This window comes from Pigmentiphaga sp. CHJ604 (genome assembly GCF_036972535.1).
GTDB lineage: Bacteria > Pseudomonadota > Gammaproteobacteria > Burkholderiales > Burkholderiaceae_B > Pigmentiphaga > Pigmentiphaga daeguensis.
In genome coordinates, this window is sequence record NZ_CP136998.1 from 194,607 (window position 1) to 212,015 (window position 17,409).

A 17,409-nucleotide genomic window follows, 5' to 3' on the forward strand; every position below is an offset into this window, starting at 1 on the left:
CACTTAAGATCGGTCAATTTTACGGAATCTGTCATCAACCAGCGGCTAAACTCGCCCAACGATTCCTTCACGTGATGCTGCCCCGACGCTCCGCGCGTCCGGCGTCGCCCCCCGGGTAGATGACTCACCCCGGCCACCTTTCCAAAGGAGACCCCGATGCAGTCCATCGCATTCACGGCATCCGCGCCCAACACCCTGGGCATCGAGCTAGAACTGCAGATCGTCGATCCGCAGACCTTCGACCTGCGGGGCGCGGCCGAAGAGCTGCTTGCCCAGATCGCCAACCACCCCTATGCGGACCGGGTCAAACCCGAGATCACCCGGTCCATGATCGAACTGAACTCGTCGGTGCACACCGATCCCGCCCGCCTGCTGGAAGAAATGCGCGAGATGCGCGACCTGCTGGTCGAGGCCGCGGACGCCGTCGGCGTGCGCGTGGCCGGCGGCGGCACGCATCCGTTCATGCGCTGGCATGACCGGACCATCTACGATTCGCCCCGCTTCCAGTACCTGTCCGAGATGTACGGCTACCTGGCCCGCCAGTTCACCGTGTTCGGCCAGCACATCCACCTGGGCGTGCCCAGCGGCGATGCCGCGATCGCCATGACCCAGAAGCTGTCGCCCTACGTGCCGCACTTCATCGCGATGTCGGCCTCGTCGCCCTACTTCGAGGGCGTCGACACGCAGTTCGCGTGCAGCCGCCTGAACGCGCTGAACGCGTTCCCCATGTGCGGGCACCTGCCCCCCGAGGTGGTGGACTGGCACGGCTTCGAGGCCTATTTCGCCCAGTTGCAGACCTCGGGCCTGATCGAGAGCATCAAGGACCTGTACTGGGACGTGCGGCCCAAGCCCGAGTTCGGCACCGTCGAGATCCGCGTCTGCGACACCCCGCTTACCGTCGAGAAGGCCTGCCAGCTGGCGGCCTTCGCGCAGGCGCTGGGCATCGTCCTGGCCGACGAACCCGCGCCCGGCGCCGAGGCCTGGATGGCCTACCGGACCAACCGCTTCCAGGCCACCCGCTTCGGGCTGCACGGCAACTACGTCGATCCCGTCCACGGCCGCATCCGCCTGAGCGAGCACCTGCGCATGACCTTCGACCGGCTGATGCCGGTGGCGCGCCGCCTGGGCACGGCGGACCTGCTGGAAGCCCTGCGCGAGGAAATCTTCACCCACGGCGGCGACTGCAAGTGGCTGCGTGCCCAATACAACCGCGGCCAGGAAATCGCTGAGGTGGTCGAGGCGGCAGTGGGCGCCTGGCGCGGCGAAGCCCCGGCCGACGTCGAGCAGCGCTTGCCCGAACTGCCGGCGCGCCGGCGGGTGCGGGCCAGTTCCGAGCCCATCCTGAACCTGGACGGCATGAAACCGTTCGCGTTCAAGCGGCTGGGCGGCCGGCTGCACTAAGGCGGGGCGCATCCTGGAATGGATGCCGGGCCGCTTCTCGTCTAGAATGAAATCTATTTCATCCAATAAAATGACGAAACATGCCCGTCTTGCCCGAGTCCCGGCTGGCCCGCCGCGTGTCCAGCCTACGCGAAGCCCCGCTGGACGTGCCCACCCGCGAGCGGCTGGCCCAGGCATTGCTCGACTGGTTCACCGCGGGCTGGTCGGCGGCGCCGATGCCGCTGGCCGGATGCTTCAGGACACTGGCGGCGGATTGCTACCCCGGTAGGGGCGAAACCCCCGTCTTCGGAGGCGCCATGCTGCCGCTTCCGGCAGCCGCCTTTGCCAATGCCGCCATCGCCCATATCCGCGAGATCGATGATGCCCACCGGGCTGCCATGCTGCATCCTGGGGTGGTAGCCGTGTCGCCGGTGATGGCGTTTGCTTCGGGCGGCCAGCTCACGCGCCGCCGCATGGCCGACGCCATCCTTGCCGGTTACGAGGTGGCCCTGCGTGTCGGGGAAGCCTTGGGCACGCGCCACGCCGCGAACTTTCACGCCACGGCCACGGCCGGCACGCTCGGGGCCGCCGCGGCCTCGTCCATGGCGCTGGGCTTGCCGGAGGCCGTGCTGCACCACGCCCTGGGCCTGGGAGCGACACAGGCCCAGGGACTCTGGCAACTGATGGAAGACGATGCCCAGGAGTCCAAATCCCTGCATCCGGCATTTGCCGTGCGCAACGGCATGACGGCCGCCCTGGCGGCGCGCGCGGGCTTGCCGGGGGCCCGGTCTTTCGTCACGGGCAAACGGGCGCTGTACGCCAATTTGGCCGGCGACGGGCCGCTGGACGCGCTGGATGCGGGGCTCGACGGCCCGTTGCGCCTGCACACCGCTACCATCAAGGCGTGGCCATGCTGCGCGCAATTGTTCACGCCCTTGGATGCGGCGCAGGAACTGCTGGCGGCGCATCGTCCCGACATCGGCGCGATCCGCGAAATCGAGGTCGCAATCTTTCCCCACGCGCTGAAGATTGCCGGGGTCGATTGGCCCGCCCGGCCGGCCGAGACCTGCTTCAGCCTGCGCTATGTGCTCGCGGTATTGCTGCTCAGGGGCCGGCTGACCATCGAGGACATGGAGGCTCCCCGGTTGGACGATCCGGCGTTGCGCGACCTGGCCGGCCGCATCCGCATCAGGACGGACGAAGCCTTCCAGCGCGAATTCCCCCATCGACGTCCCAGTACGGTGACGCTGGTCATGGCCGACGGTAATCGGTTATACGCCCGGCGCGACCTGCGCCGCGGCGATCCCGAGGATCCGTTCGACTGGAACCAGATGTTGGCCCGCATGCGGGCGTTCGCGCCCGCGATGAGCGACGAGGCGGCCAGCTCGATCGCCGCCTGGTGCGAAGCGTTTGTCGATCCCGCGTGCGATGGCGAGCCGGCGCTGCCGCCACCGTGTTTGTTCGGCACCGCGGAATTGCGCGCAGGAGTGGCCGCCTAGCGCCTGCGGCGCGATGCCGGCTCCAGCGCGGCGTCAGTCGCCGGGAGGCTGCCACCCTTCCGGAGGGCGACAGGCGAATTCCTGCAGGGCCAGCTCGCGCCTGACCGCCTCCACCGCCGCAGCCTGCGCCTTGGGGTTGAACCGCGAGGCCAGGCCCAGGACGACGACGGCGCCGATAAAGCTGCTGTCCGCGTCGAAAACGGGCAGCGCCACCGAGGTCATCTCGGGGACGCGTTCGGCCCGGGTCATGGCATAGCCCCGGGCGCGGATTTCCTCCGCCAGCGGCGTCGTCCCGCCGGTATAGGCGCGCAGGACATGCGAGGACGACCCCCCCTGGTCCAGGGGCAGCCGGGTGCCGACTTCGACATGGTGGCGCACCTCCCGCGATGAATTTTCGCGGTACAGGCAGATACGGTCGTCGCCGACGCGCACGTAGAGGGCGACTGTCTCGCCGGTTTCCTGCATGACGTTGCGCAGCACGGGCTGGATGCGCGCCCCCAGGTCGAAGGTGCTGCGATAGAGCATGCCCATGTGCAGCAGGGCCGGGCCGAGCGCGTAGTCGCCGTTGTCGAACCGGTGCAGCAGGCGGGATTTGGTCAGGACGCCCGCCAGCCGGAGCAGCGTGGCCTTGTCCAGTCCCGTGTGTTCGGCCAGCTCGCGCAGCGACAGCCGCAGCCGGTCGGCGTCGAAGCTTTCCAGGATGGTGATGCCGCGTTCCAGGACGCCGGCGGGGGGAGTAGGGGAAGACTGGCTTGACACGTGCTTCGAAGCCTCTTAGAGTTTTGCTCAATAAAATTTATTTTATTCAATAAAACGAAAGACGGCTCGACTCATTCCTCTCCGTCCATCCGGACGTCCCGTCTTCGTGGTTTCGGACCTTGATCCTTTGGCAGCTTTCATGTCCCTGCATTCCGATTCCTTGGCCGCCGCGCTCGCGGCCATTGTAGGCGAGCCCTATGTGCTGACCGCCGCCGGGGACGTCGCCCGCTATTGCGGCGACTGGCGGGGCCGGTACCCTGGCGCCGCGCGCGCCGTCGTGCGGCCGGCCGATACCCGGGAAGTCGCACGGGTAGTGGCCGCCTGCGCCGCGCACGGCGCGGCAGTGGTGCCCCAGGGCGGAAACACCGGCTTGGTGGGGGGATCGACGCCCGACGACTCGGGAACCGAGGTCGTGCTCAGCCTCGACCGCATGAACCGGGTGCGCCGGGTCGACCCGCTGGACAACAGCATGACGCTGGAGGCCGGTTGCACGGTACGGGCCGCCCAGGAAGCCGCCGCCGCCCAGGGAAGGCTGTTCCCGCTGGCGCTGGCCTCGCAGGGAACGGCCACTATCGGCGGCGTGGTGTCGACCAACGCGGGTGGGGAGCAGGTCGTGCGCTACGGCAATACGCGCGATCTCACCCTTGGCCTGGAAGTCGTGCTGGCGGACGGTTCCGTGCTGGACCTGCTGACGCCCCTGCGCAAGGACAATACCGGCTACGACCTCAAGCAGTTGTTCATCGGCGCAGAGGGCACGCTGGGTATCGTCACGGCGGCCACGTTCAAGCTCTTTTCCCCGCCGCGCAAGGTGGTCACCGCATGGGCCAGCGTGCCGGATCCCCAGGCGGCCGTCGGCCTGCTGGCGAGCCTGACCGGCGCGGTCGGGGAACGCGTGACCGCGTTTGAATTGATCAACCGCGAGGCGTTGGACCAGGTGCTGGCCCACCCGCTGGATGGGATGCGGGATCCGTTGGCGGGCGGGTATCCATGGGCGGTCCTGATGGAAATCTCGGAGACGTCCAGCGCCATGGATCCGACTTCCGCGGTCGAGGCGGCCCTGGAGGCGGCGATGGAAGGCGGTCTCGTGACCGACGCCGTCCTGGCGGCATCCGGCCGGCAGGCAGAGGAGCTGTGGGCGCTGCGGGACCACGTGCCGGAAGCGCAGCGCCTGCAGGGGTACTCGATCAAGCACGACATCTCGGTATCCGTCTCCCGCATTCCCGACTTCATCGCCCGGGCCGACGCGGCGCTCGCCGCGGCGGTGCCGGGCATACGCCTCGTGTGCTTCGGGCACGTGGGGGACGGCAACCTGCACTACAACCAGAGCCGGCCGGCCGGCATGAGCGACGAGGCTTTCCGCGCCGTCGAGGAAGAAGTGCACGCCCGTGTGCATGCCATCGTCGCAAAGCTGCAGGGTTCGATCTCCGCCGAGCACGGCATAGGGCGGCTCAAGCAGGCCGCCTTCCTGCAATACAAACCGGCCTTGGCCGTGTCGCTGATGCAGCGTATCAAGCATGCGCTGGATCCGGCTTCCCTCTTCAATCCAGGGCGCCTCCTGCCGCGCTCCACCTCTTCCAACTGACGCCAGGACAACAGCAATGCCGTCATCCGTATTCGATATTCAATCGCTCCAGCACCTGTGGAGCACCGATGAAATGCGCGAGATCTTCTCGGAAGAGAATCGCGTGCAGAAATGGCTGGATTTCGAGGTTGCCCTGGCCCGGTCGCAGGCCGAACTGGGCATTATTCCCGCCGCGGCCGCCGAGGAGATTGCCCGCCATGCCCATGTGTCGGGCCTGGACCTGCCGGCCATGTCCGCGGAGATCCGCCGCATCAAGCATTCGCTGGTCCCGGCGCTCAAGCAGGTCCAGGCGCGCTGCAAGGAGCACGGGGAATGGCTGCACTATGGCGCCACCACGCAGGACGTGCTGGACACCGGCATGGCGCTGCAGGTCAAGCAGGCTCACGCCGTGATCCTGCGCGACGTGCTGGCCGTGATCGGCGAGTTGAAACGCCTGGCTGTCGAGCACAGGGACACCATCATGGTCGCGCGCACCCATGGAGTGCAGGCGTTGCCCATCACCTTCGGCCACAAATGCGCGATCTGGCTGGACGAGATGACGCGCCATTTCGAGCGCCTCAAGGCGTGCGAGCCGCGCGTGATGGTCGGCATGCTGGCCGGCGCGGTGGGCAGTCAGGCGTCGCTCGGGGAGCAGGCGCCCGAACTGGAGCGCCGTGTGCTGGACCAGCTCGGGCTGGGCGCGCCCGCGATCAGCTGGGCCCCGGCACGCGATCGCTTCGCCGAATACGCCTGCCTGCTCGCCATGATCGGCGCCACGCTGTCGAAGATCGGCAACGAGTTGTTCAACATGCAGCGCAACGAATTTGCCGAAGTGGAGGAGGCATTCTCCGACGGCAAGCTCGGGTCCTCGACCATGCCCCACAAGCGCAACCCCACTTCGGCCGAGAACCTGGCGGGACTGGCGCGGCCGCTGCGCTACAACGCCGCGCTCATGATCGAGGGGATGGTCAGCGAGGGCGAACGCGACGGTATCGCCTGGAAGGTCGAGTGGAAGGCGCTTCCCGAGTGTTTCCTGATCGCGGGCGCGATGCTGTTGCAAGGCAAGAACCTTCTGGCCGGGCTGCGCGTGGACGCCGATGGCATGGCGCGCAACCTCGACATGATGCGCGGCTATCTGCTGTCCGAACGCGTGATGCTGGCGCTGAGCGAACGGGTAGGCAAGGCGACGGCGCACGAATGGATCTATGAAGCGTCCATGCACGGCATCACGCACAAGCTCGACTTCGCGCAGGCGCTGCGCCAGCACGCGGGCCTGGCGGGGCTGCTCGGCGACGAGGAGATCGCCAGATTGACCGACCCCGCCGGCTACCTGGGCCAATGCGCCGCCTCCGTGGATCGCGTGGTGGAGCAGTCCGATCGGGCGATCGGCCGGCTGTCCTGATGGCGGCCGGATAGGGGCGGCACGCGCGAGACGGCGCGGACCGGCCGGAGGAGGAAGAGCCGCCCGCGCTATTACATACAAAAGAACCAAAGGAGATCATCGATGGCGTTCACCAAGACTGTTTCGCGCCGCGCCGCCTTGGCGGCGGGCGCCTTCGCATGCGCCTGCGCCGCGCTTGCCATGCCGCAGGCGGCGCAGGCCGCCTATCCCGAACGGCCGATCACGCTGCTGGTCGGATTTCCCCCTGGCGGCGGGGGCGACCTGTATGGCCGGTTGATCGCTTCGGCCCTGAGCAAGACGCTGGGCCAGACCGTGGTGGTGGAAAACCGTCCCGGCGCCGGCGGCAACATTGCCGCCGAGCAGGTGGCGCGCGCCAATCCCGACGGATACACCCTGATCCTGGCCATGAGCGGCAACTTCGCGGCGTCGCCGGCCTTCAAGCCGCAACAACTGCGTTACAAGGTCCCGGACGACTTCGCCATGATCGGCCTCATCCTGGAAGCGCCGCATGGCATGTTCGTGTCCCACAACTCGTCATACAAGAGCGCGGCCGAGGTGCTGAAGACCGCCAGGCAGAAGGAGCTGACCTTCGCGTCCACCGGTACCGGCGGCGCGGCCCACATCGGCATGGAACGCATCAAGTCGCTGGCCGGGCTCAATCTGCTGCACGTGCCGTACAAGGGCTCGGGGCCCGCCATCGCCGATCTCATCGGCGGGCAGGTGGACCTGTTCTTCGCGACGGCTTCGCCCCTGATCGGCCAGGTGAGGCAGGGGCAACTGCGCGTGCTGGCCCTGACCGGCGAAGAACGCAGCCCGGCGCTGCCCGACGTGCCCACCTTCAAGGAGCTGGGCGTGAACATGACGATGACGCAATGGTACGGACTGGCGGCGCCTGCCGGCACGCCCAAGGCCGTGGTGGAAAAGCTGTCGCATCATCTCGGCATGGCCTTGAAGGATCCCGCCGTGCGGGAGGCCATCCGGAAGGATGCGGCAGTCGAAAAGGACGTGCCCATGGACAAGTTCCGCGAGTACGTGCTCCGTGACATCGAGCAATACCGCGAAGCGGTCACGCCCGAGCTGATGAAGATGATGGGGTTGTGATCCCCGTCCGACTAAGGAAGCAAGCATGCAGTACGAAACCCTGGTAGGTGTCGACGAACTGGCGCAGGCACTGTCCGCGGATCGCTCCAAGGTGCTGGTGGTCGATTGCAGTTTCGACCTTGCCGACCGTCGGGCCGGCCGGCGCCTCTACGAGGGCGGCCACATTCCCGGCGCCCGCCATGCCGACCTGGAAGAGGTGCTGAGCGGCGCCAAGACCGGCACCAATGGCCGCCATCCGCTGCCCGAGCGGGACTCTTTCGCCCGGGCCATGCGCGCGCTCGGCGCCCACGACGACACCCAGGTCGTGGCGTATGACAACGCCGGCGGCATGTTCGCGGCTCGCTTGTGGTGGCTGCTGCGCTGGGCGGGCCATCGCGCGGCGGCCGTGCTCGACGGCGGCATGGCCGCCTGGCGCGCCGCCGGCCTTCCCGTCGAGACCGATGAACCGGCGCGCGCGGCCAGCGGCACGTTCTCGCTGCGCGATGCGCTGACCCGCACCGTCTCCCTCGATACCTTGCGGGCCAGCCTGGGAAGCGGTGAATACCTGATCATGGATGCCCGTGCCGCCGACCGCTTCCGGGGCGAGAACGAGACCCTGGATCCGATAGGCGGCCACATCCCCGGCGCGCGCAATCGCTTCTTCCGCGACAACCTCACCGACGCCGGCCTGTTCCGTTCCGCGGAGGAACTTCGCCGCGACTTCGAAGCGCTGGCGGGCGGCGTGCCGGTGCGGCAGTGGGTCAACCAATGCGGCTCCGGCGTCACGGCCTGCCACAACCTGCTGGCCCAGGCGGTGGCGGGCCTCCCCGGCGCGGCGCTGTATCCCGGTTCATGGAGCGAATGGTCGGCGCAGCCCGACGCCCCCGTGGCCACCGGCCCGCAGGACTGAGGCGCGCCATGGCCGACATCGACACCGCGTTTCCGTCACCGGGCATGCTGCCGCACAGCGCGCACTGGGGCGTCTTCCAGGCGCGGCTCGACCGGAGCGGGCTGATCGTGCAGCCGCATCCGGACGATCCCGATCCGAATCCCATCATCGAGAATTTCCCCGGGGCATTGGACCATCCCGCGCGCGTCACGCAGCCCATGGTGCGCCGGGGCTGGCTGGAAAACGGACCGGGGCCCGACGCCAGGCGCGGCCGCGACGAATTCGTGGCCATGTCCTGGGACGAGGTGCTCGACCGCCTGGCCGCGGAGCTTTCCCGCGTCAAGCAAAGCCATGGTCCCGAGGCAATATTCGGCGGCTCGTACGGCTGGTCCAGCGCCGGGCGTTTCCACCATGCCCAGAGCCAGGTCCACCGTTTCCTGAATACCTCGCTGGGCGGCTACGTCCGCTCGGTCAACAGCTACAGCGCGGGCGCCTCGGGCGTCATCCTGCCCCACATCCTGGGCAGCATGGACGAAGTCGCCCGGCGCAACGTCACCTGGGAACAGATCGTCGCCCATACCGACGTGGTGCTGGCTTTCGGCGGCATGGCGCTGAAGAACTCGCGCGTGGCCAGCGGCGGCATCAGCCGCCACGTCGAGCGCGGCGCCATGCACGATGCGGCGCGCCGCGGTTGCCGGTTCTTCTGCATCAGTCCCCTGCGCAGCGATATGCCGGCAGAGGCGGATGCCCGCTGGCTGGCGATCCGGCCGGGCGCCGATACGGCGCTCATGCTCGGCCTGATGCATACGCTGGTGGCCGAGGGCATGCACGACCGCGCCTTCCTCGACCGGTATTGCGACGGCTGGGACCGCTTCGAGGACTACCTGATGGGGCGGAGCGACGGGCAGCCCAAGTCCGCGGCCTGGGCCGCGCCGAAATGCGACCTCGCGGCCGCCGAAATCGCCGAGCTGGCACGCAGCCTGCCCGGCAAGCGGGTATTGGTGACGGTGTCGCATTCGCTCCAGCGCGCCGAGCATGGGGAACAGCCGGTATGGGCCGGCGCGGTGCTGGGCGCGGTGCTCGGCCAGCTCGGCCTGCCTGGCGGAGGCTATGCCTATGCACTGGGGACGCTGGCGCACTACGGCAAGCGCAGCAACGCCGTGCCGGTGGCCGCGCTGCCCCAGGGCACCAATGGCGTGAAGGATTTCATCCCCGTGGCGCGCGTCGCGGACATGCTGCTGCATCCGGGGCAGTCCTATGCCTACAACGGCCAGACCCGCACTTACCCCCGCATCCGCCTGGCGTACTGGGCGGGCGGCAACCCCTTCCACCATCACCAGGACCTGGCCCGGCTGGCGAGGGCTTTCCGCCAGCTCGATACCTTCGTCGTGCATGAGATCGCCTGGACCGCCACGGCTCGCCATGCCGACATCGTTCTGCCCAGCACCATGACCCTGGAGCGCGAAGACATCGGCGCCACGCCCACCGATCCGCTGGTCGTCGCCATGCACCGCATTGCGCCCCCCAACGGGCAGGCGCGCGACGACTACGACATCTTCGCCGCGCTGGCCGGGCGGCTGGGCACGCACGAGGCGTTCACCGAGGGACGCACCAGCCGCCAGTGGCTGGAACATCTGTACGAGCGGACCCGTGCCGCCCTGCGCGAACTCGGCGGCGAGGCCCCGGACTTCGAGACATTCTGGCGGCAGGGAAGCCTGGTACTGCCACAGCGCGAAGACGATGGCGGCATCCTGCGCGCGTTCCGCAAGGATCCCGCCGGCGCGCCGCTGCCCACTCCCAGCGGCAAGGTGCAAGTGAGTTCACCCGTGGTGGCAGGCTTCGGCTATGCCGATTGCCCCGGGCACCCCGCCTGGCTGGCGCCGCAGGACGCGCCTACCGACGCTCATCCGCTGTATCTCGTCGCCAACCAGCCGGCGACCAAGCTGCACAGCCAGCTGGACTTCGGCCGCCACAGCGCGGGAGCCAAGCGAGATGGCCGGGAGGTATGCACCATGCATCCGGACGACGCAGCGGCGCGCGGCATTCGCGAGGGCGACATCGTGCGCCTGTCCAACGGCCGCGGGGCCTGCCTGGCAAGCGCTGCCTTGAGCACCGACATTCGGCCTGGCGTGGTGCAATTGCCTACCGGGGCCTGGTATGACCCCGCGGACAGGCAGGACGACGGCCCGCCCCTGTGCGTACACGGCAATCCCAACGTGCTGACGCGCGACGCGGGCACGTCCTCGCTGGCCCAGGGTTGCACGGGACAGCTCACCGCGGTCCAGGCCGAACGCTACGATGGCCCGCTTCCGGCCATCCGCGCTTTCGAGCCGCCGGTTCCCGGTGCCCGCTGAATTCGACGCCAGTATGGGGCACCTTCGTTGCCCTTGGTAAAATAGCGGGTTAGCCAGTCCACCCCCTGGCTGGCCGTGCCTCCCAGGGGCCTGTGCCAGGGATCCTGCGAGGCCCCGTGTCGTCCATGTCTTTCCCCGCCCTTCCCTATCCCCCTTCGTCCTACACGCGCGGCGCCGAGTTCGCGCGCCTCCTGACCGAGCGCATCCTGATCCTGGACGGCGCGATGGGCACCATGATCCAGCGCTACAAGCTGGACGAGGCGGCGTTCCGGGGCGAGCGCTTCGCCGGCCACGGCAAGGACGTGAAGGGCAACAACGAGCTGCTCAGCCTGACCCGGCCCGAGGTCATCCTGGAAATCCACCGCGGCTATCTGGCCGCGGGCGCGGACATCATCGAGACCAATACCTTCGGCGCTACCTCCATCGCCCAGGGCGACTACGAGCTGCCCGAACTGGCCTACGAGCTGAACCTGGCCTCGGCCAGGCTGGCGCGCCAGGCCTGCGACGAGTTCGGCACGCCGGAGCGGCCCCGTTTCGTGGCGGGCGCGCTGGGGCCCCAGCCCAAGACCGCGTCCATCTCGCCCGACGTGAACGATCCGGCGGCGCGCAACGTCACCTTCGACGAGCTGCGCGCGGCCTATACCGAGCAGTTGAACGGACTGCTCGACGGCGGCATCGACCTCGTCCTGATCGAGACCATCTTTGACACGCTGAACGCCAAGGCGGCCATCTTCGCCGTCGAGGAAGTGTTCGAGGCGCGCGGCGAGCGCCTGCCCGTCATGGTCTCGGGCACGGTCACCGACGCCTCCGGGCGCATCCTGTCGGGGCAGACGGTCGAAGCCTTCTGGAACTCGGTACGCCACGCCCGCCCCATCACCATCGGCCTGAACTGCGCGCTGGGCGCGGCGCTGATGCGGCCCTACATCGCCGAGCTGTCGAAGATCAGCGACACCTTCGTCTGTGTCTATCCGAACGCCGGCCTGCCCAATCCGCTCAGCGACACGGGCTTCGACGAAACGCCGGAAGACACCTCGCGCCTGCTGGAAGAGTTCGCCCGCGCCGGCTTCGTCAACGTCGTGGGCGGCTGCTGCGGCACCACGCCTGACCACATACGCGCCATCGCCGACAAGGTGGCGGGGCTGCCGCTGCGCCAGCCCCCGGTGATCGAGGCGAAGATGCGCCTGTCCGGCCTGGAGGCGCTGAACATCGACGAAGAGACCCTGTTCGTCAACGTGGGCGAGCGCACGAACGTCACCGGCAGCAAGATGTTCGCCCGCCTGATCCGCGAGGAGAAATTCGACGAGGCGCTGGCCGTGGCCCGCCAGCAGGTCGAGAACGGCGCGCAGATCATCGACATCAACATGGACGAGGCCATGCTGGATTCGCAGGCCAGCATGACGCGCTTTCTGAACCTGATCGCCTCCGAACCCGACATCTCGCGCGTGCCGGTCATGATCGACAGCTCCAAGTGGAGCGTGATCGAGGCCGGCCTGAAGTGCGTGCAGGGCAAGTCCGTCGTCAATTCGATCTCGATGAAGGAAGGCATCGAGCCCTTCCTTCACCAGGCCCGGCTGTGCCGGCGCTACGGCGCGGCGGTGGTGGTCATGGCCTTCGACGAGCAGGGCCAGGCCGATACGCTCCAGCGCCGCATCGACATCTGCGGACGCGCCTACAAGCTGCTGGTGGAAGAAGTGGGCTTCCCGCCCGAGGACATCATCTTCGACCCGAACGTGTTCGCCATCGCCACCGGCATCGACGAGCACAACCACTACGCCGTGGACTTCATCGAGGGCACGCGCTGGATCCGGCAGAACCTGCCGCACGCCAAGGTGTCGGGCGGCATCTCCAACGTCAGCTTCTCGTTCCGCGGCAACGAGCCGATGCGGGAGGCCATCCACACGGTCTTCCTGTACCACGCCATCCGCGAAGGGCTGACGATGGGCATCGTGAACGCCGGCCAGCTGGGCGTGTACGCCGACCTGGACCCGGTGCTGCGCGACCTGGTGGAAGACGTGGTGCTGGACCGCGCCGAACCGCTCGGCCGCAAGGACCCGGGCGACGAACGCACGTCCACCGAGCGGCTGGTGCAGTTCGCCGACACGATCAAGGGTTCGGGCGCCAAAAAGGAAGAAGACCTGGCCTGGCGCAGCCTGCCCTACGGCGAGCGGCTGACGCACTCGCTGGTGCACGGCATCAACACCTACATCGTCGAGGACACCGAGGAAGCCCGCCAGGCCGTGGACGCACGCGGCGGCCGCCCCATCGAGGTGATCGAGGGGCCGCTGATGGACGGCATGAACGTCGTGGGCGACCTGTTCGGCTCGGGCAAGATGTTCCTGCCGCAGGTGGTGAAGTCCGCGCGCGTGATGAAGCAGGCCGTGGCCCACCTCATTCCCTTCATCGAGGAAGAAAAGCGCCAGATCGAGGCCGCCGGCGGCGACGTCCGCTCCAAGGGCAAGATCGTCATCGCCACGGTCAAGGGCGACGTGCACGACATCGGCAAGAACATCGTCAGCGTCGTGCTCCAGTGCAACAACTTCGAAGTCGTCAACATGGGCGTCATGGTGCCGGCCGCGGAAATCCTGGCCAAGGCCAAGGAAGAAAAGGCCGACATCGTCGGCCTCTCGGGCCTGATCACGCCCAGCCTGGAGGAAATGGCCTACGTCGCCGCCGAGATGCAGCGCGACGACTACTTCCGCGAACGCAACCTGCCGCTCTTGATCGGCGGCGCCACCACCAGCCGCGTGCACACGGCCGTGAAGATCGCGCCGCACTACGAAGGCCCGGTCATCTACGTGACCGACGCCAGCCGCTCGGTGGGCGTGGCGCAGAACCTGGTGTCGGACCAGGCCGCGCAGTACATCGCCGAGATCAAGACCGAATACGAGCGCGTGCGCGAGCAATACGCCAACCGCAAGGCCACGCCGCTGATCCCGCTGGCCGAGGCGCGCGCCAACAAGCCGCCCATCGCGTGGGACGGCTACCAGCCGCCGCGGCCCAAGTTCATCGGCCGTCGCACGTTCAAGAACTTCGACCTGGCCGAGATCGCGCGCTATATCGACTGGCAGCCCTTCTTCCAGACCTGGGACCTGCACGGCGCCTTCCCCGCCATCCTGGACGACGCGGTCGTGGGCGACTCGGCCCGCAAGGTCCATGCCGATGGCCTGGCGCTGCTCAAGCGCGTGATCGAAGGCCGCTGGCTGACCGCCAACGGCGTCGTGGCCTTCTACCCCGCCAACAGCGTCAACGACGACGACATCGAGATCTACGCCGACGAGTCGCGCCAGAAGGTCCTGTTCACCTGGCGCAACCTGCGCCAGCAGACCGCCAAGCGCGAAGGCGTGGACAACAAATGCCTGGCCGACTTCATCGCGCCCAAGTCCAGCGGGATTGCCGACTACATCGGCATGTTCGCCGTCACCGGCGGCCTGGGCATCGAGAAGTGGGAAGCCGAGTTCCAGAAACAGCTCGACGACTACTCCAGCATCATGCTCAAGGCCATCGCCGACCGGCTGGCCGAGGCCTTCGCCGAAGCCATGCACGAGCGCGTGCGCAAGGACCTGTGGGGCTACGCGCCGGATGAGGCCCTGGACAACGAGGCGCTGATCAAGGAGGCCTATCGCGGCATCCGTCCCGCGCCCGGCTACCCGGCCTGCCCCGAGCACACGGTCAAGCGCGACATGTTCGAGGTCATGGCCTGCCAGGACATCGGCATGGAACTGACCGACAGCCTGGCCATGTACCCCGCCGCGGCCGTATCCGGCTTCTACTTCAGCCATCCCGAGTCGCAGTATTTCAACGTCGGGAAGATCGGCGAGGACCAGCTGGCGGATTACGCGTCGCGCAGCGGACGCAGCGAGAACGAACTGCGGCGGGCGTTGATGAGCAGTTTGTGACCTCCTAGCGCGGCTGGAAAATGATGATCCCCATGCCGGCCAGCGCCACCGCCGCGCCCGCCACGTCCCACGAGGTGGGCCGTATGCCGTCCACGGCCCACAGCCACACGATGGCGGCGCCGATGTAGACGCCGCCGTAGGCGGCATAGACCCGGCCGGCGGCGGTGGGGTGCAGGGTCAGCAGCCAGGCGAACAACGCCAGGCTGGCCGCCGCGGGAACCAGCAGCCAAACCGAGCGCCCTTCCCGCAGCCATAAGTAGGGAAGGTAGCAGCCGACGATCTCCGCCAAGGCGGTGGCGACGTAGAGAAGAAAGGTGCGCATGCCGGTATTTTGGCACTTCACCGAGTCGGCCGGCCGACCGGCTGGCCGTCGCGCGCGCCGGCGAACTCCCTTTCGATCCAGGCCAGGAAGGCGCGCGCGGGAGGGTGGCGTTCGCGGCCGGGAGCGCACAACACGGTATAGCGGTCGCCCGGCACGCGTATTCGCGGTTTGAACGGCTTCAGCAGCCCGGCGCCGACGGCATCCGAGACCATGACCGAGCTCGCCAGCACCAGCCCCTGGCCCGCGATCGCGGCCTGCAAGGCGTAGTGCTCTTCCTCGTAATGCCGCATGGACGGCCGTCCGTCCAGCCAGCGCAGGCCCGCCGCCGCGCACCACTGCCGCCAGCCCTGCTCGTACAGGGTGGAGTCGCGCCATTGCACCGAGATCAGTGTCGGCCTGGCCTTGGCGGCCGCGCGGACGGCCGCCGGCGTGCCATAGACGCCGAAGGACTCGGCCAGCGCCGCCGGTGCCAGCAGGCCCGGCGGCTCGTTCCCGCCGTAGCGGATGGCCACGTCCACGCTGGCGTCCTGCAACAGGTCGACCACGCGCTCGGTGGCGTCCAGCCGCACTTCGCAACCGGGATGTTCCTGGTAGAAGCGGCCCAGCCGGGGCACGAGCCATAGGGCGGCGAAGGAATGCGTGGTGGTGACGGTGACCACGCCCGTGCCGGGCCGCGGCCGCAGGGCGTCCATGGCCTGGCCGATGTCCAGGAGCGCGCCGTGCACGGTTTCCAGTAGCCGTACCCCCGGCGCGGTCAGCGTCACGCCGCGCGCCTCGCGCTGAAACAGGGCCACCCCCAGGTGGTGCTCCAGCGTCCGGATCTGGTGGGACACCGCGGTGGGCGTGACGTGCAGTTCCTGCGCGGCCAGCTTGAAGCTGCGCAGCCGCGCGGCGGCTTCGAACGTGCGCAGGGCGCTCAGAGGCAGTCGGGCGAACACTGGATTAGTGGCCTGGAGATGAATTCAATTCATCTTATTGGAAAGAAGCTCATTCGCCAATAACCGCGGCATGCCCCTACATTCTTTCCATCCCCGGCGAGTCCGGGAAACTTCTTTCTACGGGAATGCATGACATGGACTCATCTTCTTCGATACTCATCCTGATCGGCAGCCCCCGCCGGGACGGCAACAGTGCACTGCTGGCCCGCGCGGTCGAGACCGGCGCGCAGGAGGCGGGACTTGCCCCACGCCTGCGTTTCCTGGACGACTACATCAGCGGATTCCTGGGCGACCGTACGCCTGCGTCCGGGCTGCCGGCCGATCGCTACGGCGAACTCTTCCTGGAAGAGTTCCTGCCCGCCGCCGGCGTGGTGTTCTGCACGCCCATCTACTGGTACGGAATGTCGGCGCAGACCAAGGCTTTCTTCGACCGGTCGTTCGCCTATTACTCGGCCGCCTACCCGCATCATGCCGAGGTGATGACGCGCATGCAGGGCAAGCGGCTGGCGCTGACGCTGGCCTCGGAAGAAAGCTATCCCGGAGCGGGATTGGGCATCGTGCACCAGGTGCAGGAATTCGCCCGGTACAGCCATTCGGCCTTCGTCGGCTATGTGCACGGTTCGGGCAATCGCCGGGGCGAAGTCGCGCGCGACCCCCGCGACCCGGTCGGCGCGGCCAGGCGGCTGGGAGCCGAGCTGCTGCAGCGGCCCTATACGGACTATCGCATCGATACGCCGCGCAGCCACGACGTGTGGGATGCAGCGGCGTAAGGAAGAAGGGCGGAGCGTTGCCGCTCCGCCGTGCCGTCAGGCGGCGTTGGCCAGCGCGGGTTGCTCGCGCGGCGCGGGGGCGGCGCTGCCGATCTCGATGCGCCGGGGCTTGGCCGCCTCGGGCACTTCCCGGACCAGGTCGATGTTCAACAGGCCGTTCTCGAGATGCGCTCCGCGCACTTCGATATGGTCGGCCAAGCGGAACGACAGCTTGAACGCGCGTTGCGCGATGCCCTGGTGCAGGTAGGTGACGGCCTCTTCGCTTTTTTCACGGCGGCCGCCGGTCACGGTCAGCACGCCGCTCTCGACCTGCAGGTCCAGGTCTTCGTTGCGTAGCCCGGCCGCCGCGATCACGATGCGGTAGTCGTCGTCGCCGCGCTTCTCGACGTTGTAGGGCGGATAGGTGCTGCCCGTGTCGTTGCGCAAGACGGACTCGAAAAGGTCATTGAAGCGGTCGAATCCGACCGATTGGCGGAACAAGGGCGCCAGCGAAAAAGTAGCGTTCATGGCTCGAATCTCCTGATAGTCAGCAAGTTTCACCGGGGACCCGATTGTGGCA

General features: G+C 68.0%; 13 protein-coding genes. 9 read left to right on the forward strand and 4 right to left on the reverse strand.

What is annotated here, in order from left to right:
- Positions 1 to 156 precede the first annotated feature (156 nt).
- Entirely contained in the window at positions 157 to 1,401 is a 1,245-nt protein-coding gene (locus R4823_RS00985) for a YbdK family carboxylate-amine ligase (protein WP_087838869.1), read from the forward strand.
- 80 nt (positions 1,402 to 1,481) lie between these two features.
- Positions 1,482 to 2,879 (forward strand): MmgE/PrpD family protein, encoded by a 1,398-nt coding sequence (locus R4823_RS00990; protein ID WP_338617069.1) that lies wholly within the window; start codon positions 1,482 to 1,484, stop codon positions 2,877 to 2,879.
- Positions 2,880 to 2,912: 33 nt separating this feature from the next.
- On the opposite strand, the gene R4823_RS00995 is transcribed toward R4823_RS00990, so the two are convergent.
- Entirely contained in the window at positions 2,913 to 3,638 is a 726-nt protein-coding gene (locus R4823_RS00995; RefSeq protein ID WP_087838867.1) for an IclR family transcriptional regulator, read from the reverse strand.
- Positions 3,639 to 3,777: 139 nt separating this feature from the next.
- On the opposite strand from R4823_RS00995, the gene R4823_RS01000 reads away from it, so the two are divergent.
- The 6 genes from R4823_RS01000 (at position 3,778) to metH (ending at position 14,820) form a co-directional block, all read left to right on the forward strand.
- On the forward strand, positions 3,778 to 5,220 hold the full coding sequence (locus R4823_RS01000) for an FAD-binding oxidoreductase (RefSeq protein WP_087838866.1): 1,443 nt from the start codon (positions 3,778 to 3,780) through the stop codon (positions 5,218 to 5,220).
- A gap of 16 nt (positions 5,221 to 5,236) precedes the next feature.
- Positions 5,237 to 6,601 (forward strand): adenylosuccinate lyase, encoded by a 1,365-nt coding sequence (purB, locus tag R4823_RS01005; RefSeq protein WP_338617070.1) that lies wholly within the window; start codon positions 5,237 to 5,239, stop codon positions 6,599 to 6,601.
- A 102-nt stretch (positions 6,602 to 6,703) separates the two neighbouring features.
- Complete coding sequence (locus tag R4823_RS01010) at positions 6,704 to 7,702, forward strand: tripartite tricarboxylate transporter substrate binding protein (protein ID WP_087778255.1); 999 nt, start codon at positions 6,704 to 6,706, stop codon at positions 7,700 to 7,702.
- 25 nt (positions 7,703 to 7,727) lie between these two features.
- Complete coding sequence (locus R4823_RS01015) at positions 7,728 to 8,591, forward strand: sulfurtransferase (protein ID WP_087838864.1); 864 nt, start codon at positions 7,728 to 7,730, stop codon at positions 8,589 to 8,591.
- An 8-nt stretch (positions 8,592 to 8,599) separates the two neighbouring features.
- Complete coding sequence (locus tag R4823_RS01020) at positions 8,600 to 10,924, forward strand: molybdopterin-dependent oxidoreductase (RefSeq protein ID WP_338617074.1); 2,325 nt, start codon at positions 8,600 to 8,602, stop codon at positions 10,922 to 10,924.
- A 125-nt stretch (positions 10,925 to 11,049) separates the two neighbouring features.
- Positions 11,050 to 14,820, forward strand: a complete 3,771-nt coding sequence (gene metH, locus R4823_RS01025) for a methionine synthase (protein WP_338617075.1) — start codon at positions 11,050 to 11,052, stop codon at positions 14,818 to 14,820.
- Positions 14,821 to 14,824: 4 nt separating this feature from the next.
- On the opposite strand, the gene R4823_RS01030 is transcribed toward metH, so the two are convergent.
- On the reverse strand, positions 14,825 to 15,142 hold the full coding sequence (locus R4823_RS01030; protein ID WP_087838861.1) for a YnfA family protein: 318 nt from the start codon (positions 15,140 to 15,142) through the stop codon (positions 14,825 to 14,827).
- A 17-nt stretch (positions 15,143 to 15,159) separates the two neighbouring features.
- Entirely contained in the window at positions 15,160 to 16,080 is a 921-nt protein-coding gene (locus R4823_RS01035; protein WP_279817182.1) for a LysR substrate-binding domain-containing protein, read from the reverse strand.
- Positions 16,081 to 16,214: 134 nt separating this feature from the next.
- Between R4823_RS01035 and R4823_RS01040 the strand changes: the two genes are divergently transcribed.
- Positions 16,215 to 16,850 (forward strand): flavodoxin family protein, encoded by a 636-nt coding sequence (locus tag R4823_RS01040; protein WP_087839099.1) that lies wholly within the window; start codon positions 16,215 to 16,217, stop codon positions 16,848 to 16,850.
- A gap of 36 nt (positions 16,851 to 16,886) precedes the next feature.
- On the opposite strand, the gene R4823_RS01045 is transcribed toward R4823_RS01040, so the two are convergent.
- Positions 16,887 to 17,357 (reverse strand): Hsp20 family protein, encoded by a 471-nt coding sequence (locus R4823_RS01045; RefSeq protein ID WP_087838859.1) that lies wholly within the window; start codon positions 17,355 to 17,357, stop codon positions 16,887 to 16,889.
- Between the last annotated feature and the right edge of the window lie 52 nt (positions 17,358 to 17,409).